Consider the following 21,159-nt stretch of genomic DNA (forward strand, 5'->3'; position numbering starts at 1 on the left):
GACCGGGCAGGCTCGCCGGTCTCCGGTCCGAGGGCTATTCGGCCGCCTCCGCCCGCCGCACATGCTGCGCGAGGAGCGAGCGCAGCGCCGCCGCCTTCAGCGGCTTGAAGAGGATCGCGACGTTCTCCTTCTGCGCTGCGGCACGCAACTCCTCGGAGCGGTCGGCGGTCACGAGCACGGCCGGGAGCTCTTGTCCGAACAGCCCCCGCAGCCTCGCGATGGCCTGAAGCCCCGTCCCGTCATCGAGGTGGTAGTCGGCGAGAACGACGTCGGGCGCGGCCTTGCCCTCCATCGCCGCCAGCGCACCTTCCGCGGAGGTCGCGCACACCGCTTGAGAGCCCCAGCCGGCCAGCAGCGTCGCCATGCCGTCGAGGATCCTCTTCTCGTTGTCGATGCAGAGGGCGGTTAGGGAACCCAAGGGACCGGCCGGCGCCGGCGCGGCGCCGGACACGGCCGGAGCCTCCGCCAGGGCGGCGGCGCGCGAGATCTCGACGTGGAACACCGAGCCCTGTCCCGGCGTCGACCGCAGTCCCACGGGATGGTCGAGCACCCGGCCGATCCGCTCGACGATCGACAGGCCGAGCCCCAGGCCGCGGGCGCGCCTCGCCCCGTCCTCGAGCCGCTGGAACTCGTCGAAGATGATCGCCTGCTTGTCGAGCGGAATGCCCGAACCCGTGTCGTGGATCTCGACCCGCACCGTGTCGCCGGCCCGGCGGCATCCCACGAGGACGGTGCCGCGCTCGGTGTATTTGAGGGCGTTCGAGATCAGGTTGCGCAGCAGCCGGCGCAGGAGCCGCCGGTCCGACCGCACGGCGAGCGAGGTGCCGACCACCCTGAGCTCGAGCCCCCGCTCCCTGGCGAGCGGCTCGAACTCGATCTTGAGCTGCTGCAGGAGCTCGCCCAGGTCGAAGCTCGTGAGCTCCGGGCGCAGCGCGCCGGTGTCGAGGCGCGAGATGTCCAGGATCGCGCTCAGGATCTCCTCGACGGCGTCGAGCGAGGCGTCCACATTCTGGGCGAGCGAGCGCTCGTCCTTGGCGAGGGTGCGCTCCGTGAGGGAGGAGGCGTAGAGCCGGGCCGCGTTGAGCGGCTGCAGGATGTCGTGGCTCGCGGCGGCGAGGAAGCGGGTCTTGCCGAGATTGGCGGCCTCGGCCGCGGCCCGGGCGACCTCGAGCTCGCGGTTGAGCCGCATCAGCTCCTCCGTGCGCTCCCGCACCCGCCGCTCCAGCGTCTCGTTCGACCGCTCGAGCGCCTTCGCCGTCCGCACCCGGTCGGTGATGTCGGTGTAGGTCGCCACCCAGCCGCCGTCCGGAATAGAGGTGCCGTGCACCTCCAGCACGCGGCCCGACGGCAGGAGATGCTCGTGATAGGCGTGGTCCTGGCCGCAGAGCCGCTCGACGCGCGCATCCACGAGATCCTCGACGTCCCCCTCGCCGAAGTCGCCCCGCTCGGCCCGGAAGCGGGCGATGTCGCGCAGCGGTATGCCGACCCGGCCGAGCTCCGGCGGCAGGTCGAGGAGCTCCCTGAACCGCCTGTTCCAGCAGCTCAGGCGAAGCTCGGAATCGAGCACGATGATGCCCTGGTCGACATGGTCGATGGCCGACTGGAGGAGGTCGCGGTTGTGGACGATCGCCGCGGACGCCTCGTCGAGCAGCCGCAGGGCCTGCCGGCTCGTCATGCCGTGGCGGCCGAGCAGCAGCGCCAGCACGAGGCGGGAGGACGGCGCTCCGATCGCGCTCGCCAGAAGATGCTCGGAGTAGCGCAGCAGCCGGAGGTCGACCTCGCGGCCCGGATCGAGCGTCACGCCGTTCTCGTCGGCGAAGCTCTGCAGGGCGCGCTCGGTGCGCTCCCGGCCGAGATAGCGGGAGATGAGCGCCGTCAGCTCGCCGACCGTCGCCTCGCTTCGCCAGAAGCCGGGGCCGGGCAGGGGCTTCATCTGGCTGTCGACGAAGACGCTCGCCTGCGAGCGCTCGATCGCGCGCGGCTCGCGCGTGAGCGACAGGACCACGTAGGTCGCGACGTTAACGGCGAGGCTCACGAGCGTGCCGTGGGTCAGCGGGGTCAGGTCGAGGAAGACGAGATCGTGGGGACGCAGGGCCGCGATGCCGAAGGGCCCTTGCGTCACGAAGTCCATCGACAGGAGGCCCGAAGCCGCGAAGGTCGGGAGGAGAAGCGTGTAGGCCCAGACCGCGAAGCCCGCCAGTGTCCCCCAGATGGCGCCGCGTGCCGTGGCGCGTCTCCAGAACAGCCCGCCGAAGAAGGCCGGCGCGAGCTGGGCGATGGCGGCGAAAGACATGAGGCCGATCGAGGCGAGCGCCGCCGAATTGCCGGCCGTGCGGTAGTAGGCGTAGGCGAGGAGGAGGACCGCGAAGATCGCGATCCGCCGGATCGTCAGGAGCGTGCGCCCCATGTCCTCGCGCACGGTGCCGCGCTCGTCGTCGCGGCGCAGCAGGAACGGCATCACGAGGTCGTTGCAGACCATGATCGAGACCGCGACGCTCGCCACGATGACCATGGCGGTGGCCGCGGACAGGCCGCCGATGAAGGCGATAAGGCTGACGAGGTTCGCGCCCGCGCTCATCGGCAGCGAGAGGACGTACATGTCGGGCGATGCGCCGACCCGGCCGAGGGTCTGAAGCCCCGCGGCGGCGATCGGGATGACGAACAGGTTGATGAGCACGAGATAGGCCGGGAACGCCCAGCGCGCCCAGGCGAGGTCGCGCTCGGAGTGGTTCTCGACGACCATCACGTGGAACTGCCGGGGCAGGAGCACGATCGCGCCGAAGCTGAGGAGCGTGATCGTGAGCCACGATTCGAGGTTCACCGCCATGAAGCCCGGCTCGGTCGCCCGGGCCTGCGCCATGGCGGACCACAGTTCGCCCGGGCCGCCATAGATGCCGAAGGTGACGAAGAGCCCGACGGCCAGGAAGGCGCCGAGCTTGACGATGGATTCGGTCGCGATCGCGAGCATCAGTCCGTGCTGGTGCTCCGTCGCGTCGATGTGGCGCGTGCCGAACAGGATCGAGAACACGGCGAGCGCGACCGCGATGAGGAGCGCGCTGTCCGACAGGATCGGCGCGTCGGGCACGGCGCCGATCTGGTAGATGTAGCCGGCCATCGTCGTGACCGACGCCGAGATCGCCTTCAGCTGCAGCGCGATATAGGGCACCGCGGCGACCACCGCGATGATGGTCACGATGGCCGCCACGGCCTGGCTCTTGCCGTACCTGGCGGCCACGAAGTCGGCGACCGACGTGATGTTCTGGGCCTTGGCCAGCCGGACGATGCGCCGGAGAAGCGGCAGGCCGATGAGCAGCATCACCGCCGGCCCGACATAGACGGGCAGGAAGTCGAGCCCGCTCGTCACTGCGAGGCCGACGGAGCCGAAGAACGTCCACGACGTGCAGTAGACGGACAGGGAGAGCGCATAGATGAGCGGCCGCGCCCGCCGCCAGCGCGCGGATCGCGCCACGCGGTCGCCGTAGCTCGCCACGGCGAACAGAAGTGCGATGTAGAAGACCGCCGTCGAGACGACGACCCAGCCGTCCATGCTTCCTCCCGCGCCGGTCCTGTCGCCGGCCTTTGACGCACGAAACTACATCATGAAGCCCTGCCACGGCCACACCACCAGCCCCGCTCCCGCTGCTGCTGCGGCCGGGCCGGAAACGCGCTAGCCTCGACGCGGCGCGCTAGACCGCGCGAGGAGAAGGAGAGGGCACATGAGCATCATCGCCGAGTTCCGGAAGTTCGCCGTCAAGGGCAACATGGTCGACATGGCGGCCGGCATCATCATCGGCGCCGCCTTCGGGGCGATCGTGTCGTCGCTCGTCGACGACATCATCATGCCGCCGATCGGGCTGCTCCTCGGCGGCGTCGACTTCTCGCAGCTCTTCGTCGTGCTGAACGGCGAGGGCAACTTCAACACGATCGCCGAGGCGAGGGCGGCCGGCGCGGTGACCTGGAACATCGGGCTGTTCATCAACGCCGTGATCAAGTTCCTGATCGTCGCGTGGGCGGTCTTCCTCCTCGTGCGGACGATGAACCGGCTCTTCGTGAAGCAGCAGGTCGAGCCGGCCGCCGCTCCGGAGCCCCCGCGCGAGGTCGTCCTCCTCGAGGAGATCCGCGACCTCCTCGCCAAGCGCTAGCGGCTGCCGGGTGCGGCCCGGCCGGCTCCAGCACTGGCGACTGTGGCGATTGGGCGCGCCCGCTTGCGGGCAGCTTGCAGGCGCTGCTCCCGGAAATGACTGGAAACCACGCGTATGGGAGGCTAGCAGTTGATTCTCCGGCTTGGCAGAGCCTTCGCAGCGACCACAGCAGAGAAGTGACCGGCATGTCTGATCCCGTGGGGCAGAGCTCAAGGCTCGCCCAGGAACTTCAGGAACAGACACTTTCGGAATCGCGCCTCGCGGCGGTTCTCGACACGGCGGTGTTTCCGATCATCGTCATGGACGAGCAGGCGCGGATGCTGATCTTCAACAAGGCGTGCGAGCGCACCTTCGGCTATTCCGCCGAGGAGGCGATCGGCCGCAACGTGAAGATGATCATGCCGCCGGAGGAGGCGAACCGCCACGACCAGTACCTGCTGAACTACTACGCGACCGGGGAAAAGAAGATCATCGGCATCGGCCGTCGCGTCCGGGGCGCCCATCGCGACGGCACCGTCATTCCCGTCGAGCTCGCCGTCGGCGAGGCGATGACGCCGGACGGCCGGCAGTTCATCGGCATCATGCGCGACCTCAGGGCGGAGGTCGAAGCGGACGAGCGGGCGAACGCGCTCCAGACCGAGCTCATCAGGTTTGCCCGGATCAACGCGATGGACGAGATGGGAGCGGCGCTCGCCCACGAGCTCAACCAGCCGCTGACCGCCGTGATGCTCTACCTGCAGGCCGTGAACCGCGCTGCGAAGAAGCAGGTGGAGAAGGGATCCCTCGCGCCTGAGATCACGGAGATCCTGGGCAAGGCGGTCAACGAGGCTGACCGCGCCGGCAAGATCATCCAGCGGATGCGGCGCTTCATCGAGAAGCGGGAGACGGAGAGGCAGAAGGTACTCCTGCCCGACCTCGTCGACGAGACGATCGAGTTCGCGATCGTCGGGGCGCGCGGCCACGACGTCGAGATCGTGCGCCGCCACGAGGACGGGCTCGTGCCTGTCGAGATAGACCAGGTCCAGATCCAGCAGGTTCTGGTCAATCTCATGCGCAATGCGCTAGAGGCGGTGAGGGTGGCGGTGGTGAAGCGGATCCTCGTCGAGACCTTCCGCGACGAACAGTGGGAGAAGGTGAGCGTGACCGACAGTGGGGCTGGCGTTCCTCCCGAGCTCGTGCCGGACCTGTTCCGTGCCTTCTCCAGCCGGACGAAGGGCGGCGTGGGACTCGGGCTTGCGATCTCGCGCACCATCGCCCAGAGCCACGGCGGCGACCTGACCGTCGATCCCGGAGGTGGCGGACGCGGGGCGACCTTCACGCTCGCCCTGCCGATCGAACGGCCTCTTGCCCCTCGGCACCCGACAGGACGGACCGGAGAATGAGCGAGCCTCAGAAAGTCTATATCGTCGACGACGACCCCTCGGTGCGCGATGCGCTCGAGCTCGTCTTCAGGCTCGAGGGCTACGAGTCCCGCGGCTTCGGCAGTGGGAGCGACTTTCTCCGCATCGCGAAGTCGGACCCGCCGCACTGCGTCCTGCTCGATGTCCACATGCCGGGGAAGTCCGGCCTCGACGTCCTGTCGGAGCTCAATGCGCAGGACTATCCCGCCCCGATCTTCATCATCTCCGGTCAGGGCGACATCCCGATGGCCGTCGGGGCGGTGAAACAGGGGGCGTTCGACTTCATCGAGAAACCGTTCGACGCCGACACCGTTGTGGAACGTGTCGCCGAGGCGATCGTCAGATATGCGGAACGCAGCGGAGATGCCGATCCCGCCTCGATGATATCGGCCGAGGCGGCCGAACTGCTGACGCCGCGCGAGCGCGAGGTCTTGGTCGAGATCACCGGGGGAGCTTCCAACAAGGAGGCAGGGCGCACGCTCGGCATAAGCCCCCGGACGATCGAGGTGCACCGGGCGCGCATCATGGAGAAGCTCGGCGCGAAGAACGCGGCCGACCTGGTACGGATCGCGCTTGGCAACAAGCGCTGAGAGTTGATGCCGATCAAGGCGGCGAGCCCCCGCAAGGAGGATGTTGCACGCTTGAGTTCCATGCGGGAGACGAAGCGTGCCGCGCTTCTACATCGTCGAAGACGACTCGGCCGTCGGTGATTCGCTGGCCGTCTTTCTGTCCAGCCACGGCCACGATGCCGTCCGGTACGGCGATGCGGAGAGCTTCTTCCGCGAGGTCGTGCCCGTCGCCGGCGACACGCTGATCGTCGACATCGGCCTGCCGGGCATGAGCGGCAGCCAGCTCATCCGCTGGGTCAGCAAGCTGCGCGACGAGCCCTCGATCATCGTGATCTCCGGGAAATCTGAGCTGAACCTGCGCAGCGAGCTCGAAGGGCTCCCGGTGAAGCGGCTGATCCGCAAGCCGTTCGATGCGTCCGCGGTGGAGGCGCTTCTCTGAGGGACGACCCCTCGGCCGAGCCCTCCGTTCCCGCGCGTGGCCGCCCGCCATCGGCGGTGGCGCACGCACCTAAGTGTATCTCCGTACGAAGTGCACCGAATTCCGGCGCTTCCGGCCCCTTGGTAGCTATGTCTCGTGCTCGACAGCGAGCGCAGGAACGAGAGACACGGGGCGCCAGTATAATGCACACCGCCACCCAGCACGCCTTGCGCGAGATCAACCTGCCCCAGCGGCATCGGGGCGCCGGGCAGGCTGCTTCCGCTCCCAAGTGGTCACGTCTCCTCTCCTTTGCGCCGCACGCCGAGATCTTCTCCGAGGGCGACCCCGCCAACTCCATCTGGGAGATCATCGAGGGCGCCGTGATGCTCTACAAGCTCCTGCCGGACGGCCGCCGCCAGGTGGTGGAGCTGCTGGGCCCCGGCGACTTCTTCGGCTTCGGCGCCGAGGACATCGTCGACTGCAGCGCCGAGACGCTGACGGGCGCGCGCATCCAGTGCCACGACCGGCGCTCTTCCGAGAACTGCACCGCGTTCCAGACGCGGCTGATGGCGCAGGTGCGCCGGCGCGTCCACGCGCTGCACGAGCACACCGTCCTGCTCGGCCGCAAATCCGCCGTCGAGCGGGTGGCCAGCTTCCTCCTCGGCCTGACCGGCGGCGAGGTCATCCGGCTGAACCTGAGCCGGCAGGAGATCGCGGACTATCTCGGCCTCACGATCGAGACGGTGTCCCGCTCCTTCACCGAGCTGCGCAAGCGCGGCGCCATCGCCCTCGACCGCCAGGACACGGTGCGCCTGACCGACCGGGGCGCGCTGGGTGAAATAGCGGGCAATTTCTGACGCCGGCGGAGCCGGGCGTCCGCCTCCTCTTTCGCCAGGGGGTGAACTTGTGGGGCGGGTTCGCAAACCCGCCCCTCCTTCTGTCGGCCCTCTCGAAGTCTTCGACCCTCTCCGAACTGGTGGCGGCACCGCTTCGTCCGAGGGGAGGATGTCCGGACGATGGATCCGACGCCGGCCGGATGCGTTGTCTCCAAGGATCTAGACCAGACTGCAGGTTCGGAGAGCTGCCGTGATCTTCCAAAAAACCGCCTTGGCTCTGGCCATCACTCTGGGCATGTCGGTGTCGGCGCACGCGGTGCCGGTCCTTGCCGTCGTCGACGACACGGCTTCCACCGTCGAACTCGTCAAGGGCCCGCCCGCGCACGCACGTGGAAACAAGGCCCGGTACAAATCACACAAAGGGCCGACGGTCAGCCGATGGGGCGAGCCCCGGCAGGCCAGGCGGGGTCCCCCTGACCACGCCCCGGCCTGGGGTTACCGCGCGAAGAGCCGGGACGAGTACTGCCGGGACAGGTATCGGAGCTACGACCCCGCGACCGGGATGTACCGCACGTATTCCGGCCGGTGGGTTCCGTGCCTCTGAGGCATCTCAGCGTCGCAGATGAGTGAGAGCGAGACTTCGGGTCACACGGCCAGCGAGTGCCGCGCGGCCTGCGGCGCGAGGTACGCGTCGAACGCGGCCGCCGGGAGCCTCGCGAAGCTGCGCATCGCTTCGGGCACCCGGAGGTGGCGGCCGCGAAGCTCGACGATGCCCGCCTCCTCGAGCTCCCTGAGCGCCGGCTCCGCGTCGTCCATGAGATCGACGGGCAGACCGTGCGCGAGGGCGACCTCGCCATGATCTGCCTCGAGGTCGCACATCAGCCGCTCGATGACGGCGGCCCGCGCGACGTCCTCGGGCTCGAGCGCCCGCCCCCGCGCACTCGGCAGAACGCCTGCCTCGACGGCGCGACGCCAGCCGCCGATGTCCGGCGCGTTCTGCACGTAGCCTTGGGGCATGCGGCCGATCGAGGAGACCCCCAGACCGATCAGCGTCGTCGCCGAATCGGTCGTGTAGCCCTGGAAGTTGCGACGCAACGTGCCCGACCGGAGCATCGTCGACATCGGGTCGTCCGGCCGCGCGAAATGGTCGAGACCGACCCGCACATAGCCTTCGGCGACGAGTAGGTCCGCTGCGAGATCGGCCTGCTCCAGGCGCTCCATCGCGCCCGGCAGCTCCTCTGTCCGGATCAGCTTCTGGTGGCTCTTCATCCACGGCACGTGCGCGTAGCCGAAGAGGGCCACGCGGTCGGGCCGGAGCGAGAGGGCGAGCTCGACGCTGCGGGCGACGTCCTGGGCGCGCTGCTGCGGCAGGCCGTACATCAGGTCGAAGTTCAGCGCCTCGATTCCGGTCTCGCGCAGCGCGTCGACGGCCGCGCTCACCTGGGGGAAAGGCTGGATCCGACCGATCGCCTTCTGGACGTGCTCGCCGAAGTCCTGAACGCCGAGGCTCGCGCGGGTCACCCCGATCTCGCTCAATGTCCGCGCGAGCTCTCTCGTGACCGTTCGCGGATCGAGCTCGATCGCGTGCTCGGCCCCCGGCTGGAGGTCGAAGGCCTCCGCCAGCCGCGCGGCCAGGTCCAGGAAGGCCTGTCGCGGCAGGATGCTCGGCGTCCCGCCACCCCAGTGCAGGTGGGAGACCGGAAACCTCTCCCCCGCTTTCTGCCTCACGAGGTCGATTTCGCGCCCGAGGGTCTCGGCATACTCGAAGATCGGCCCGTCGCGGCGGATCGCCTTAGTGTGGCAGCCGCAATAGTGGCAGATCGTCCGGCAGTACGGGACGTGGAGATAGACCGACACCGGCTCGCGCCGGGGAAGTTCGGAGAGCCATCCCGCGTAGACGCCTGCGTCCACTGCAGCGCAGAAATGCGGCGCTGTGGGGTAAGAGGTGTAGCGCGGCACCTGCCGGAGGGCGTAGGGAAGAAGCCTGTTGTCCATGCCGCGAGCATGGGATCTCCGGCGCCCCTCCGCCTTGACCTCCATCAAATCCGGGGAACGATGTCTGGTCTCCTGAAGCTGACCCTCGCCGTCTGCGGCACGATGCTGATTTCGGCGGCCGGCGGGCTGGTTTTCGAGGTCCTCGACATCCCGGTCTCGTGGCTGTCCGGCGGCATGATCGCTGTCGCGGTCGCCGGGCTCGTCGGCGTGCCGGTCGTGGTGCCGGCGATGCTCCGCAATCTCGTCTTCTTCGTGATGGGGCTCTCGATCGGCAGTGCCGTCACGCCCGAGAGCCTGAGGGGCATCGGCACGTGGCCGGCCTCTATCGTCGGCATGGTCGCGACGGTCGTCCTGATCACCTTCACGTCCTTCGCGATCCTGCGCTGGCGGGGTGGCTGGGATCGCCGCGACGCGTTCCTCGCGAGCGCGCCCGGCGCATTGTCGCTGATCGTCAGCCTCTCGGAGTCGCTCAAGGCAGACGTGGGCCGCATCACCCTCGTGCAGTCTCTGCGCGTGGCCCTTCTCGTGCTGGCGCTGCCTCCGATGCTCCGGCTGATCGCGCCTGCCGGCGTCGAGATCGAGCTAGGCGCGCCGGCGACCGAGTTCGACGTCGGGCAGTTCCTGATCCTGGCCGCGGGCGGGGTCGCCGGCTCGGTGGTCTGCTACCTCATCCGCATGCAGAGCCCGATCCTGCTCGGCTCGCTGCTCGGCAGCGCCATGCTGCACGGAACGGGCAATATCGACATCGCGGTCCCGAGGTTCATCCTGATCCCGGCGCTGATCGCCATCGGCGCAATTGTCGGCTCCCGCTTTCGCGGCATCGGATGGGCGGTCTTGCGCCGCTCGGCGGTCGACGGCGTGTTGACCTTCGTGGCGACGCTCGGCCTCGCGCTGCTCGCGGCGGCCATTGCCGCGGAGCTGTTGCGCTTCCCGGTGGGGCAGACGGCGCTCGCCTTCGCGCCGGGCGGCTTCGACGTGATGACGATCATGGCGTTCGCGCTCGGCTTCGACCCAGCCTATGTCGCCGCACACCACGTCGTGCGTTTCCTCGGCATCGCGATCCTCATCCCCCTGATCTTTCCCCGCCGCAGGGACTGATGCCCGCCGGGCACATGTGGCCCGGGCGAGGAGGAACTTGATCGACATCAATGCGGCGAACCGCCCGCCGCAGTTCCGTCCACGTGAACAGTTTCACGAGGTTCGGCAACATGACGCACGCTCAGGCTGCGAAAAGATTCTCGTGGGACGAGGGCGGGATCATCGCGCTCCTCGGGCTCACGACCCTATTCTGTCTCTTCATCGTCGCTAAGACGCATGACAGCGCCTTCGCCTTCCATGGCTGGCTCGGCCTGATCGCCTCGATCGGCGGCATCTTCGCCGTCGTGAACGGCTATCAGAACCGCAAGGGCGAGCAGCCCGAGGAGGTCGGCGGCCTCCCCAACTACCAGATGGGGCCGGTCAAGCTCGGAACCTTCTTCTCGGTGTTCTGGGGCATCGCCGGCTTTGCCGCCGGGCTCTACATCGCGCTCCAGCTCGCCTTCCCTGCGCTGAACCTCGACCTTCCCTGGACGACATTCGGCCGCCTGCGCCCGCTGCACACCTCCGCGGTGATCTTCGCGTTCGGCGGCAACGTGCTCATCGCGACCTCCCTCTACGTGGTGCAGCGCACCTGCCGTGCCCGCACGGCCGGCGGCCTGTGGCCGTGGTTCGTCGTCTGGGGCTACAACTTCTTCATCGTCATCGCGGCGACCGGCTACCTGCTCGGCATCACCCAGTCGAAGGAATATGCCGAGCCCGAGTGGTACGCCGATCTGTGGCTGACCGTCGTCTGGGTCGCCTACCTCCTCGTCTTCCTCGGCACGATCTGGAAGCGCAAGGAGCCGCACATCTACGTGGCGAACTGGTTCTATCTCGCCTTCATCGTCACGATCGCGATGCTGCACATCGTGAACAACCTGACGTTGCCGATCTCGCTCACCGAGCCGAAGTCGTACATCGTCTGGTCGGGCGTGCAGGACGCGATGACGCAGTGGTGGTACGGCCACAACGCCGTCGGCTTCTTCCTGACCGCCGGCTTCCTCGCCATCATGTATTACTTCATCCCGAAGCGGGCGGAGCGGCCGGTTTATTCCTACCGGCTGTCGATCGTCCACTTCTGGTCGCTCATCTTCATCTACATCTGGGCCGGCCCGCACCATCTGCACTACACGGCCGTGCCGCAATGGGCGCAGACGCTCGGCATGACCTTCTCGATCATGCTGTGGATGCCCTCGTGGGGCGGCATGATCAACGGCCTGATGACGCTGTCGGGGGCATGGGACAAGCTGCGCACCGACCCCGTCCTGCGCATGCTCGTCGTCTCGGTCGCCTTCTACGGCATGTCGACCTTCGAAGGCCCGCTGATGTCGGTGCGGGCGGTGAACTCGCTGTCGCACTACACCGACTGGACGATCGGTCACGTGCATTCCGGCGCTCTCGGCTGGGTCGGCTACATCTCCTTCGGCGCGCTCTACTGCCTCGTGCCCTGGCTCTGGAACAAGCGCGAGCTCTACTCGCTCAAGCTCGTCGCCTGGCACTTCTGGATCTCGACGATCGGCATCGTGCTGTACATCACCTCGATGTGGGTCTCCGGCATCATGCAGGGCCTGATGTGGCGCGCCTACACGAGGCTCGGCTTCCTCGAGTACTCGTTCATCGAGACCGTCGAGGCGATGGAGCCCTTCTACGTGATCCGCGCCCTGGGCGGCGCCCTGTTCCTGATCGGCGCGCTGATCATGGCCTACAACCTCTGGATGACGGTGCGCGTCGGCGAGGAGGCGGAGGAACCCGCCGCCACGCCCGCGCTGCAGCCCGCCGAGTAAGGAGCATCGGAAGATGTCCGTGTTGAACAAGCACGCCGTCCTGGAGCGACACTCGATCCTCCTGACGGTGGCGATCCTGATCGCGGTGGCGATCGGCGGTATCGTCGAGCTGGTACCGAATTTCTACCTGAAGTCGACGATCGAGGAGGTGGAAGGCATGCGGCCCTACACCCCGCTCGAGCTCGCCGGCCGCAACGTCTACATCCGCGAGGGTTGCTACACCTGCCATTCCCAGCAGATCCGCACCCTGCGCGACGAGGTGGAGCGCTACGGCCACTACAGCCTCGCCGCGGAGTCGATGTACGACCATCCGTTCCAGTGGGGCTCCAAGCGGACGGGGCCCGACCTCGCCCGCGTCGGCGGCAAGTACTCCGACGACTGGCACCGCGACCACCTGATCGACCCGCGCTCGGTGGTGCCCGCTTCGATCATGCCGGCCTATCCCTTCCTCGCGGAGAAGGAGCTGGACCTGCGCCTCGTCGCCTCGGACCTGAAGGCGAACGCTGCGATCGGCGTACCCTATGACGACCAGATGATCGAGAATGCGCGGGCCGATCTTCTCGCCCAGCTCGATCCCTTCAGCGCCGGCGCGGACGGGCTGAGGGAGCGCTACGGCGACGTGGCGATGCGTGATTTCGACGGCGACCCCAGCCGGGCGACCGAGCTCGACGCGCTCATCGCCTATCTCCAGATGCTGGGCACGCTCGTCGACTTCTCGCTCTATGACAACCAGGCCGACGTGAACCTGAGGTGACGCGATGTACGAGAGCATGGCGCAGTTCGCGCAGACCTTCGGCCTCGTCTATTTCTTCCTGATCTTCGCCGCCGCCGTCGTCTACGCGCTGTGGCCGTCGAACCGGAAAAGGTTCGACGCCGCGGCCGAGATCCCGCTGCGGGAGGAGTGAGTCAAATGGCACACGACAAGCAAGTCGACGACGTCTCCGGCGTCGAGATGACCGGCCACGAGTGGGACGGGCTTCGCGAACTGAACAACCCGCTGCCGCGCTGGTGGCTCTGGACCTTCTACGTCACCTGCGCCTGGGCGGTCGTCTACTGGGTTCTCATGCCCTCGTGGCCGCTCCTCGACGATTATCTTCGCGGCGTACGGGGGCACTCGCAGCGCGCCGTCGTGATGGAGGAGGTCGCAGCCCTCCAGGCGCAGCGCGCGACGGCGGGGGCGGGCCTTCAGGAGGTCTCGCTGGAGGAGATCCAGCAGACGCCCGATCTCCTGCAGTTCGCCATGGCGAACGGCGCCGCCGCCTTCGGCGACAACTGCGCCGCCTGCCACGGCTCCGGCGGCCAGGGCGCGACCGGCTACCCGAACCTCAACGACGACGTCTGGCTCTGGGGCGGAACGCTCGACGAGATCCACCAGACGCTCCTCTACGGCATCCGGGCCGAACACGACGAGACGCGTATGGGGGACATGCCCGCCTTCGGCCGCGACGGTATCCTGAACCGCCAGGAGATCAGGGCGACCGCCAACCATGTCCTGACGCTCTCGGGGCAGGAGCCGGAGGAGGGGGCGGACCTGGCGCTCGGCGAAGAGCTGTTCGTGAACAACTGCGCGGCCTGTCACGGCGAGAGCGGCGAGGGCATGAGGGAGCTCGGCTCCGCCAACCTCGCGGACCACGAGTGGCTCTACGGCGGCAGCCTCCAGGCGGTCATGGCCTCGATCGACCAGGGGCGGGCAGGCGTGATGCCGGCCTGGGACGCGCGCCTCGACCCCGTCACCATCAAGTCGCTCGCCGTCTACGTCCACGCGCTTGGCGGCGGCGAGTGAAGCTCGGGTCGGCATAGCGGGAGGGCGAAACGCCGGCTCTCGCCCGACAGCATGGCGCAGCACCGACGAGGTGCTGCGCCTTCATCCGTTGACGGCGATCAATCACATGCGCCTCCGGCAGCGCTAGGGTCCCACGGTCCTCCCCGATGGGGGGCAACACGACAAGGGACAAGACGATGCGCGCCGACACCACGACCGGCGGTGCGGGTGGCGGTGACGCCCAGCTCTACGCGCCCCGCAAGAAGGTCTACCCCCAGAAGGTCTCCGGACGCCTGCGGACCATCAAGTGGTCCGTGATGGTGTTCGCGCTGGGCGTCTACTACTTCCTGCCCTTCGTGCGCTGGGACCGGGGCCCGAACGCGCCGGACCAGGCGGTGCTGATCGATTTCCCGAGCCGGCGCTTCTACTTCTTCTTTGTCGAGATCTGGCCGCAGGAGGTCTACTACCTGACGGGCCTCCTGATCCTCGCCGCGATGGCGCTGTTCCTCATGAACGCCGTGGCGGGCCGGGTCTGGTGCGGCTATCTGTGCCCGCAGACCGTGTGGACCGACCTGTTCTACGCCGTGGAGCGCCTCGTGGAAGGCGACAGGCGCGAGCGCATGAAGGCCGACAAGGGCGGCTGGACACCGAAGCTCGTGGGCGAGAAGGTCGCCAAGCACACGCTCTGGCTCCTGATCGCGTGGTGGACGGGCGGCGCGTGGGTCCTCTACTTCGCCGACGCCCCCACACTCGTCCGCGATCTCGCGACCTTCCAGGCCTCCTGGACGGCCTATCTCTGGATCGGCATCCTGACCGGCACGACCTACCTCCTTGCGGGTTTCGCGCGGGAGCAGGTGTGTACATACATGTGCCCCTGGCCCCGCATCCAGGCGGCCCTGACCGACGAGTGGGCGCTCAACGTCACCTATCGCCACGACCGCGGCGAGCCGCGCATGTCGGTGAAGGAGGCGGAGCGGGCGAGGGGCGTGGGCCAACCGGCCGGCGACTGCATCGACTGCTATCAGTGCGTGGCGGTGTGTCCGACGGGCATCGACATCCGCGACGGCCTGCAGCTCGAGTGCATCCAGTGCGGCCTCTGCATCGACGCCTGCGACACCGTCATGGAAAAGATCGGCCGGCCGCGCGGCCTGATCGCCTACGATACGGACATCAACATCGCCCGCCGCCAGGAAGGCAAGGAGCCCGTCTACCGCTTCGTCCGCGCGCGCACGATCATCTATGCCGTCATCATCGTCGGCGTCGCCGCCCTCATGGGAATCTCGCTATGGAACCGCGAGACGGCCGGGATCAGCGTGCTGCACGACCGCAACCCGCTCTTCGTCGAGCTCTCGGACGGCGGAATCCGCAACGGCTACACGATCCGGCTCATCAACAAGGAGCGCGAGCCGCGCGACTTCACCGTCGGTGTCGACGGGTTGCCCGGCGCCAGCATCGACGCGATCGGGATCGCCAGGACGGAGGGGAACCTCCCCGTCGTCACCGTCGGGCCCGATACCACCCGCGAGGTGCGCGTCCTGGTCGTGGCTCCCGACGCGGCCGCGCTGTCCGGCTCGACCAGTGTCACCTTCACCATCACAGATCTCGCTACCGGAAACACGGATGTCGCACATGACTTCTTCCGCGCACCTGGCGGAGCCGAATAAGGGCGGCCGCGGCCGCGTCACCGGCCGCACCGTCGTCCTCTCCCTCGTGGGGTTCTTCGCCGTCATCTTCTTGGCCAACGGCGCGCTCGTCTATCTCGCGATGGCGAGTTGGAACGGCGTCGAGACCGGCAGCGCCTACAAGGACGGCGCCCACTTCCCGAAGGAGATCGCCGCGGCGGAGGCGCAGGCCGAACGCGGCTGGCACGTCGCCGCCGACCTCGCCCGCAGCGGCGACGGAGCGACGATCGACGTCAGCCTGCGCGATCGCGACGGCCGGCCCCTGCCGGGCCTGACCGTGACGGCCCGGCTCGAGCGGCCGTCGCACGACCGCGCCGATACGAGCCTCGTCCTGTCCGAGACGGAGGCGGGTCGGTATGTCGGCCGGTTCGCCGCTCTCGAGAGCGGCAAGTGGCATCTGAGGCTCGATGCCGGACGCGGCGAGGAGCGGCTCTACCGCTCGCTCAACCGGCTGAGCCTGGAGTAGGCAATGGGCAAGCACCAACGCGACCTCGACAATTTCGTCACGCCCCTGCCGGGCGGCCTCGCCCATCTCGACCTCGCCGTCGAGGGCGTCCGCTGCGCGGGCTGCATGGCGAAGATCGAGAAGGGCCTCGGCGAGGTGCCGGGCATCGAGCGGGCACGGCTGAACTTCTCCTCCAAGCGGCTCGCCGTCGACTGGCGGGCCGGCGAGGTGGCGCCGGGCGACATCCTCGACAGGCTCGAGGCGCTGGGGTTCTCGGCCTATCCGTTCGATCCCGGCGCACGCCGCGAGGCGGAGGCGGAGGAATCCCGCCGGCTCCTGAAGGCCGTCGCGGTTTCGGGCTTCGCCGCCGCCAACATCATGCTGCTGTCGGTGTCGGTCTGGTCCGGCAACGCGACCGACATCGAGCCTGAGACGCGCGACCTCTTCCACTGGGTCTCGGCGTTGATCGCCATTCCCACGGTCGGCTACGCCGGCCAGACCTTCTTCCGCTCGGCGGCCGCCGCGCTGAAGGCGGGCCGGGTGAACATGGACGTGCCGATCTCGATCGGCGTGATCCTCGCGCTGTCGCTGTCGCTGTTCGAGACCTTCACCGGCGGCCGCCACGCCTATTTCGACGCGGCGACCATGCTCCTCTTCTTCCTCCTGATCGGGCGGTGGCTCGACGTCGACATGCGTCGCCGGACCCGCGCCCAGGCGGAGAACCTCGCCGCGCTGAAGGGCGAGAGCGCGCTGCAGCTCCTGCCCGACGGGGAGATGCGGCGGGTTCCCCTGTCGGCACTGGCCGCGGGCGACCGGGTCCTCGTGGCGGCGGGCGACCGGATCTCGGTCGACGGTACCGTCGAGAGCGGCCGGTCCGAGTTCGACCGCAGCCTCGTCACCGGCGAGACGGCTTACGAGGAGGTCGCCGAGGGTGGGCAGGTCCATGCCGGCACCCTGAATATCGGCGGCGCGCTCGTCGTCAGGGTGACGGCGGCGTCCGAGGGCACGCTGCTCGACGAGGTGAACGGCCTCCTCGAGAAGGCCGAGGCTGCCCGCTCGAGCCGCCTCGCGCTCGCCGACCGGGCAGCCAAGCTCTACGCGCCGATGGTGCATTCCACCGCCGCGCTCACCTTCCTCGGCTGGATGCTGGCCGGCGCGGGCTGGCAGGAGGCCCTGACGACGGCGATCGCCGTCCTCATCATCACCTGCCCGTGCGCGCTGGCGCTTGCCGTGCCGGCGGTGCAGGTGGTCGCGAGCGGCCTCATGTTCCGCGCCGGCGTTCTCCTCAACGACGGCAGCGCCATCGAGCGGCTGGCCGACGTCACCACGGTCGTCTTCGACAAGACCGGCACGCTCACCCTCCCGTCGCCGGCGCTGGTCGAGGGCCAGGACATTCCCGGCGAAATCATTCAGCGCGCCGCGCGGCTCGCGAGGTCGAGCCGCCATCCGCTCGCCGAGGCGCTTCAGCCGCTCTATCAGGGCGAGCCCTTCGCTGGTGCGCGCGAGCACCGGGGGCAGGGCGTCGAGGCGACCCTCGCCGACGTGACGATGCGGCTCGGCAGCGCGACGTTCTGCGGGGTGCCCCAGCCCGAAGTGGAGCATGTGGCCGACGGCGGGCACTCGATCGTCTGGTACCGTGAGGGCGACGGCCCGGCATGGCCGATTCGGATCGGGCAGACGCTCCGGCCCGACGCCGTCGAGACGATCGAGGCTCTGAAGGATCGGGGGCTGCGGGTGGTCGTGCTTTCGGGTGACCGTCACGCGGCCGTCTCGGCGGTGGCGGACGAGCTCGAGATCGACACCTATTTCGCGGGCCTCACGCCGACCGAGAAGGTGGGCCTCCTCGACGACATGAAGCGTTCGGGCCAGCACGTGCTGATGGTCGGTGACGGGTTGAACGACGCGCCGGCGCTAGCCGCGGCGCACGTGTCTATGTCGCCCGTCTCGGCCGTGCATCTGTCGCAGGCCGCGGCGGACGCGATCTTCCTCGGGGACAGGCTCGTGCCCGTGTTGCGCGCGCTGAGGATCAGCGGCATCGCGCGCCGCGCGATGAGCCAGAACCTCGCCTTCTCGGCGCTCTACAACGTGTTCGCCATTCCGGTGGCGGTGGCCGGCTTCGTGACCCCGCTGCTGGCGGCGGTGGCCATGTCGCTGTCGTCGATCACCGTGACGCTCAACGCGCTGCGGCTGCGCTACGCAGCCAGGAAGGTCTGAGACATGGAAGCCCTGTTCTTCCTCATCCCGGTTGCGCTGGGGCTCGGCCTCGCCGGTCTCGCCGCATTCCTGTGGTCGCTCAAGTCGCGTCAGTTCGACGACCTCGACGGTGCGGCCTGGCGGGCGATCATGGACGACGACGTCGCTCCGCCGCACCGCCGCCACGGCGGATGAGCTCCTCGATCCGTCAGGGGTGAGGGGAGGCGTTCGCCCGGCTCGGGCGCTTTCCTCCGGCCTCTGCCGCTGGCGGAGGCTGAGGAGGCGCATTCGGCGAGGCCGTGGCTGAGGCAGTCAGCGCGGCGACACGGTTGCCCCTGGGATAGTCGGCGACATACCGCACGCAGTCGTCGATGACCGGCTCGCACAGTGTGTCGCGACCGCTGGCGGTGTCGTTGTTGCCGGCATAGGCGATCCGGCTGACGCGGCCGTCGACGAACAGGAACTGCACGCTGCAGGTGCCGCCCGACGAGTAGTTCATCGACGTGTTGGCGATCCCGTAGAGCACGGGCGTCGACACGGCGAGATTGTTGCCGGTGGTCTTGAACCTGTAGCTCCAGATCTCCGATCCTTCGTTCGCCTGCTTCTGGTCGGGGAAGCCTGCGCACAGGGTGACGTCCTGCTCGCTGAGGCCGAGGAGCATCGTCTTGGCGTCGTCGACCATGGAGAATCGCTGCGGCACGGCGCAGCCGCCGACGACGCCGGTCGCGACGAGGCAGCCTATGGCCGCAAGTGCCCGTTTCTCGCGAATTCGCACCTTCATGGGGTCGTTCTCCGAAATCTCGAACGACGTCTCGACCGGCAGGTGCGCATGAGCGCCGGTTTGCGTGCCGACCGGGAGCTTCCGTTTGCACTGCAGCATAACGGCGGCGAGCCGTCATGTTTCCATGTCCACCTTGCTCCTAACCTCCGGATCTGGCGGCAATGAGATGGCACAGCCGGTCTCGCGGGTCGATTTGCGCCGCAAGCCGAAGATTCCCTCTTGTGCCGACGTGGGGATCTGGGGGAAGTAGGGGAAACTCGACTTTGAGGCGCAGGATGGGCGACGCCATCCGCGCCCGCCGCAGGTCCATCCGATGCTCCGCGACTTCTTCTCCTACTACCGGCCTCATCGCCGGCTGTTCGTCCTCGACTTCGGCTGCGCCGTCCTGTCGGGCATCCTGTCGCTCGGCTTTCCGCTCGCCGTGACGGGCTTCGTCGACCACCTCCTCCCGCAGGCGAACTGGTCGCTGATCCTGCTCGCCTCGCTCGGGCTCTTCCTCGTCTACGTCCTGAACACGGGCCTGATTGCCGTCGTGACCTACTGGGGGCACGTCCTCGGCATCTCGATCGAGACGGAGATGCGCCGGCGCGCCTTCGACCACCTGCAGAAGCTCTCCTTCCGTTTCTACGACGAGCAGAAGACGGGCCATCTCGTGGCCCGCGTCACGAAGGACCTCGAGGAGATCGGCGAGGTCGCGCATCACGGGCCGGAGGACGCGTTCGTCGCGATCATGACGTTCCTCGGCGCGCTCGCGCTCATGTTCCTCGTCCACGTGCCACTGGCGCTCGTCACGGCGGCCATCGCGCCGCTCGTGATGTGGCTGATCGTCCGCTACGGCGGCGCGATGACGAAGAACTGGCAGGCGCAGTTCGGCCGCGTCGGCGCCTTCAACGCGCGCATCGAGGAGAATGTCGGAGGCGTCCGCGTCGTGCGGGCCTTCGCCAACGAGGAGCACGAGCGTGCGCTCTTCGCCGCCGACAACGCCGCCTACGGCGCGACGAAGCTCGAAGCCTACCGGCTGATGGCCGCGGCGACGGCGATCAACTATTTCGGCATGCGCCTCGTCCAGGTCGTCGTCCTCCTGGCGGGCACCTGGTTCGTCACGCGCGGCGACCTCTCGGTCGGCGGCTTCGTCGGGTTCCTCCTGCTGATCAACGTCTTCTACCAGCCGCTCGAGAAGATCGCGGCGCTGATAGAGACCTATCCGAAGGGCATCGCCGGCTTCCGCCGCTACCAGGAGCTCCTGGCGACCGAGCCCGACATCGTGGACGCCCCGGGCGCGCGCGAGGTCGACGTGCCGAGGGGCGACGTCGCCTTCGAGAACGTGACCTTCGGCTATTCGCCGGGGCGGCCGGTGCTGACGGATCTGACCCTGCGCGTGCCGGCGGGGGAGACGGTCGCGTTCGTCGGGCCCTCGGGGGCCGGCAAGACGACGCTCCTGTCGCTCCTGCCGCGCTTCTACGACGTCGAGGCGGGCCGCATCACGGTCGACGGCATCGATATCAGGGACATGACGATGGCCTCGCTGCGCCGCCAGATCGGCATCGTGCAGCAGGACGTGTTCCTGTTCGCGGGCACTTTGCGGGAGAACATCGCCTATGGCCGCCTCGATGCGAGTGAGCCGGAGCTCCGGGATGCCGCGAGGCGGGCCCGGCTCGACACGCTGATCGAAGATCTGCCCGAAGGGCTCGACACGGTCATCGGCGAGCGCGGCGTCAAGCTCTCCGGTGGGCAGAAGCAGCGTGTCGCCATCGCCCGGATCTTCCTGAAGAACCCGCCGATCCTCATACTCGACGAGGCCACCTCGGCGCTCGACACCGAGACGGAGCGGGCGATACAGGCCTCGCTCCTCGAGCTCTCGCAAGGGCGAACGACGCTCGTCATCGCCCACAGGCTGGCGACCATCCGCAACGCCGACCGCATCGTCGTGCTGACGCCGGACGGCATCACCGAGGAAGGGCGGCACGAGGATCTGCTGACGGCCGGGGGCGCCTATCGCCGGCTGCACGAGGCGCAGGCGCTTCACCAGAAGGGGGCCGGCCTCGCGGCTGCGGAGTAGCCGGGGCCCACCGTCC

Annotated in this window: 19 protein-coding genes; 16 read left to right on the forward strand and 3 right to left on the reverse strand. The window is 68.4% G+C overall.

Features of this window, described 5'->3' with window-relative positions:
• Nucleotides 1–34: 34 nt before the first annotated feature.
• A complete protein-coding gene (locus N177_RS04575) occupies nucleotides 35–3,547 on the reverse strand; it encodes a PAS domain-containing hybrid sensor histidine kinase/response regulator (protein ID WP_023431073.1) in 3,513 nt (1,170 codons plus the stop codon).
• 175 nt (nucleotides 3,548–3,722) lie between these two features.
• Between N177_RS04575 and mscL the strand changes: the two genes are divergently transcribed.
• From mscL to N177_RS22350, 6 genes are all read left to right on the forward strand, one after another.
• Nucleotides 3,723–4,142 (forward strand): large conductance mechanosensitive channel protein MscL, encoded by a 420-nt coding sequence (gene mscL / locus N177_RS04580; protein WP_152527840.1) that lies wholly within the window; start codon nucleotides 3,723–3,725, stop codon nucleotides 4,140–4,142.
• A gap of 185 nt (nucleotides 4,143–4,327) precedes the next feature.
• Nucleotides 4,328–5,524 (forward strand): two-component system sensor histidine kinase NtrB, encoded by a 1,197-nt coding sequence (locus N177_RS04585; protein ID WP_023431076.1) that lies wholly within the window; start codon nucleotides 4,328–4,330, stop codon nucleotides 5,522–5,524.
• Nucleotides 5,521–6,132, forward strand: coding sequence for a response regulator transcription factor (locus tag N177_RS04590; RefSeq protein ID WP_023431077.1), 612 nt, complete (start codon nucleotides 5,521–5,523; stop codon nucleotides 6,130–6,132). The genes N177_RS04585 and N177_RS04590 overlap by 4 nt, the downstream gene beginning before the upstream one ends.
• A 76-nt stretch (nucleotides 6,133–6,208) precedes the next feature.
• Entirely contained in the window at nucleotides 6,209–6,550 is a 342-nt protein-coding gene (locus N177_RS04595) for a response regulator (protein WP_023431078.1), read from the forward strand.
• A 182-nt stretch (nucleotides 6,551–6,732) separates the two neighbouring features.
• Nucleotides 6,733–7,386 carry a helix-turn-helix domain-containing protein gene (locus N177_RS04600; RefSeq protein WP_023431079.1) on the forward strand — a complete coding sequence of 218 codons (654 nt, stop codon included), beginning with the start codon at nucleotides 6,733–6,735 and terminating at the stop codon, nucleotides 7,384–7,386.
• A 274-nt stretch (nucleotides 7,387–7,660) separates the two neighbouring features.
• Nucleotides 7,661–7,969: a BA14K family protein gene (locus N177_RS22350; protein WP_425280790.1), complete on the forward strand. Its 309-nt coding sequence runs from the start codon at nucleotides 7,661–7,663 to the stop codon at nucleotides 7,967–7,969.
• A 41-nt stretch (nucleotides 7,970–8,010) separates the two neighbouring features.
• Here the strand turns inward: N177_RS22350 and hemN are convergent, their stop codons facing one another.
• On the reverse strand, nucleotides 8,011–9,360 hold the full coding sequence (gene hemN, locus N177_RS04610; protein WP_040485168.1) for an oxygen-independent coproporphyrinogen III oxidase: 1,350 nt from the start codon (nucleotides 9,358–9,360) through the stop codon (nucleotides 8,011–8,013).
• 60 nt (nucleotides 9,361–9,420) lie between these two features.
• Between hemN and N177_RS04615 the strand changes: the two genes are divergently transcribed.
• The 9 genes from N177_RS04615 to ccoS all read left to right on the forward strand — a co-directional run bounded on the left by N177_RS04615 (nucleotide 9,421) and on the right by ccoS (nucleotide 18,498).
• A complete protein-coding gene (locus tag N177_RS04615) occupies nucleotides 9,421–10,458 on the forward strand; it encodes an AbrB family transcriptional regulator (protein ID WP_023431081.1) in 1,038 nt (345 codons plus the stop codon).
• Nucleotides 10,459–10,568: 110 nt separating this feature from the next.
• Nucleotides 10,569–12,221, forward strand: a complete 1,653-nt coding sequence (gene ccoN, locus N177_RS04620) for a cytochrome-c oxidase, cbb3-type subunit I (RefSeq protein ID WP_023431082.1) — start codon at nucleotides 10,569–10,571, stop codon at nucleotides 12,219–12,221.
• 13 nt (nucleotides 12,222–12,234) lie between these two features.
• Nucleotides 12,235–12,975, forward strand: coding sequence for a cytochrome-c oxidase, cbb3-type subunit II (gene ccoO / locus N177_RS04625; RefSeq protein WP_023431083.1), 741 nt, complete (start codon nucleotides 12,235–12,237; stop codon nucleotides 12,973–12,975).
• 4 nt (nucleotides 12,976–12,979) lie between these two features.
• Nucleotides 12,980–13,126 (forward strand): cbb3-type cytochrome c oxidase subunit 3, encoded by a 147-nt coding sequence (locus N177_RS04630; protein ID WP_023431084.1) that lies wholly within the window; start codon nucleotides 12,980–12,982, stop codon nucleotides 13,124–13,126.
• 5 nt (nucleotides 13,127–13,131) lie between these two features.
• A complete protein-coding gene (gene ccoP, locus N177_RS04635) occupies nucleotides 13,132–14,004 on the forward strand; it encodes a cytochrome-c oxidase, cbb3-type subunit III (protein ID WP_023431085.1) in 873 nt (290 codons plus the stop codon).
• Between the two features lie 176 nt (nucleotides 14,005–14,180).
• The gene (gene ccoG / locus N177_RS04640) at nucleotides 14,181–15,647 is read left to right on the forward strand and encodes a cytochrome c oxidase accessory protein CcoG (protein WP_051402241.1); all 1,467 of its coding nucleotides are present in this window, start codon (nucleotides 14,181–14,183) and stop codon (nucleotides 15,645–15,647) included.
• A complete protein-coding gene (locus N177_RS04645; protein WP_051402242.1) occupies nucleotides 15,613–16,131 on the forward strand; it encodes a FixH family protein in 519 nt (172 codons plus the stop codon). Before ccoG ends, N177_RS04645 begins: the two co-directional genes overlap by 35 nt.
• Nucleotides 16,132–16,134: 3 nt before the next feature.
• Nucleotides 16,135–18,324 carry a heavy metal translocating P-type ATPase gene (locus N177_RS04650; protein WP_023431088.1) on the forward strand — a complete coding sequence of 730 codons (2,190 nt, stop codon included), beginning with the start codon at nucleotides 16,135–16,137 and terminating at the stop codon, nucleotides 18,322–18,324.
• A 3-nt stretch (nucleotides 18,325–18,327) separates the two neighbouring features.
• Nucleotides 18,328–18,498 (forward strand): cbb3-type cytochrome oxidase assembly protein CcoS, encoded by a 171-nt coding sequence (ccoS, locus tag N177_RS20915; RefSeq protein WP_023431089.1) that lies wholly within the window; start codon nucleotides 18,328–18,330, stop codon nucleotides 18,496–18,498.
• 13 nt (nucleotides 18,499–18,511) lie between these two features.
• Here ccoS and N177_RS04655 read toward each other — a convergent pair whose 3' ends face one another.
• Nucleotides 18,512–19,084, reverse strand: coding sequence for a hypothetical protein (locus tag N177_RS04655; RefSeq protein ID WP_152527839.1), 573 nt, complete (start codon nucleotides 19,082–19,084; stop codon nucleotides 18,512–18,514).
• A 313-nt stretch (nucleotides 19,085–19,397) separates the two neighbouring features.
• Between N177_RS04655 and N177_RS04660 the strand changes: the two genes are divergently transcribed.
• Nucleotides 19,398–21,143, forward strand: coding sequence for an ABC transporter ATP-binding protein (locus tag N177_RS04660; RefSeq protein ID WP_023431092.1), 1,746 nt, complete (start codon nucleotides 19,398–19,400; stop codon nucleotides 21,141–21,143).
• Nucleotides 21,144–21,159: the final 16 nt, after the last annotated feature.

This window comes from Lutibaculum baratangense AMV1, assembly GCF_000496075.1.
Lineage (GTDB): Bacteria > Pseudomonadota > Alphaproteobacteria > Rhizobiales > Tepidamorphaceae > Lutibaculum > Lutibaculum baratangense.

Excerpts from the sequence above, each read along its gene's own strand:
- N177_RS04575 (WP_023431073.1), bottom strand. The coding sequence starts at position 3,547 with ATGGACGGCTGGGTCGTCGTCTCGACGGCGGTCTTCTACATCGCACTT.
- N177_RS04585 (WP_023431076.1), top strand. The coding sequence starts at position 4,328 with ATGTCTGATCCCGTGGGGCAGAGCTCAAGGCTCGCCCAGGAACTTCAG.
- N177_RS04590 (WP_023431077.1), top strand. The coding sequence starts at position 5,521 with ATGAGCGAGCCTCAGAAAGTCTATATCGTCGACGACGACCCCTCGGTG.
- N177_RS04600 (WP_023431079.1), top strand. The coding sequence starts at position 6,733 with ATGCACACCGCCACCCAGCACGCCTTGCGCGAGATCAACCTGCCCCAG.
- N177_RS22350 (WP_425280790.1), top strand. The coding sequence starts at position 7,661 with ATGTCGGTGTCGGCGCACGCGGTGCCGGTCCTTGCCGTCGTCGACGAC.
- hemN (WP_040485168.1), bottom strand. The coding sequence starts at position 9,360 with ATGGACAACAGGCTTCTTCCCTACGCCCTCCGGCAGGTGCCGCGCTAC.
- N177_RS04615 (WP_023431081.1), top strand. The coding sequence starts at position 9,421 with ATGTCTGGTCTCCTGAAGCTGACCCTCGCCGTCTGCGGCACGATGCTG.
- ccoN (WP_023431082.1), top strand. The coding sequence starts at position 10,569 with ATGACGCACGCTCAGGCTGCGAAAAGATTCTCGTGGGACGAGGGCGGG.
- ccoO (WP_023431083.1), top strand. The coding sequence starts at position 12,235 with ATGTCCGTGTTGAACAAGCACGCCGTCCTGGAGCGACACTCGATCCTC.
- N177_RS04630 (WP_023431084.1), top strand. The coding sequence starts at position 12,980 with ATGTACGAGAGCATGGCGCAGTTCGCGCAGACCTTCGGCCTCGTCTAT.
- ccoP (WP_023431085.1), top strand. The coding sequence starts at position 13,132 with ATGGCACACGACAAGCAAGTCGACGACGTCTCCGGCGTCGAGATGACC.
- ccoG (WP_051402241.1), top strand. The coding sequence starts at position 14,181 with ATGCGCGCCGACACCACGACCGGCGGTGCGGGTGGCGGTGACGCCCAG.
- N177_RS04645 (WP_051402242.1), top strand. The coding sequence starts at position 15,613 with ATGACTTCTTCCGCGCACCTGGCGGAGCCGAATAAGGGCGGCCGCGGC.
- N177_RS04650 (WP_023431088.1), top strand. The coding sequence starts at position 16,135 with ATGGGCAAGCACCAACGCGACCTCGACAATTTCGTCACGCCCCTGCCG.
- ccoS (WP_023431089.1), top strand. The coding sequence starts at position 18,328 with ATGGAAGCCCTGTTCTTCCTCATCCCGGTTGCGCTGGGGCTCGGCCTC.
- N177_RS04655 (WP_152527839.1), bottom strand. The coding sequence starts at position 19,084 with ATGAAGGTGCGAATTCGCGAGAAACGGGCACTTGCGGCCATAGGCTGC.
- N177_RS04660 (WP_023431092.1), top strand. The coding sequence starts at position 19,398 with ATGCTCCGCGACTTCTTCTCCTACTACCGGCCTCATCGCCGGCTGTTC.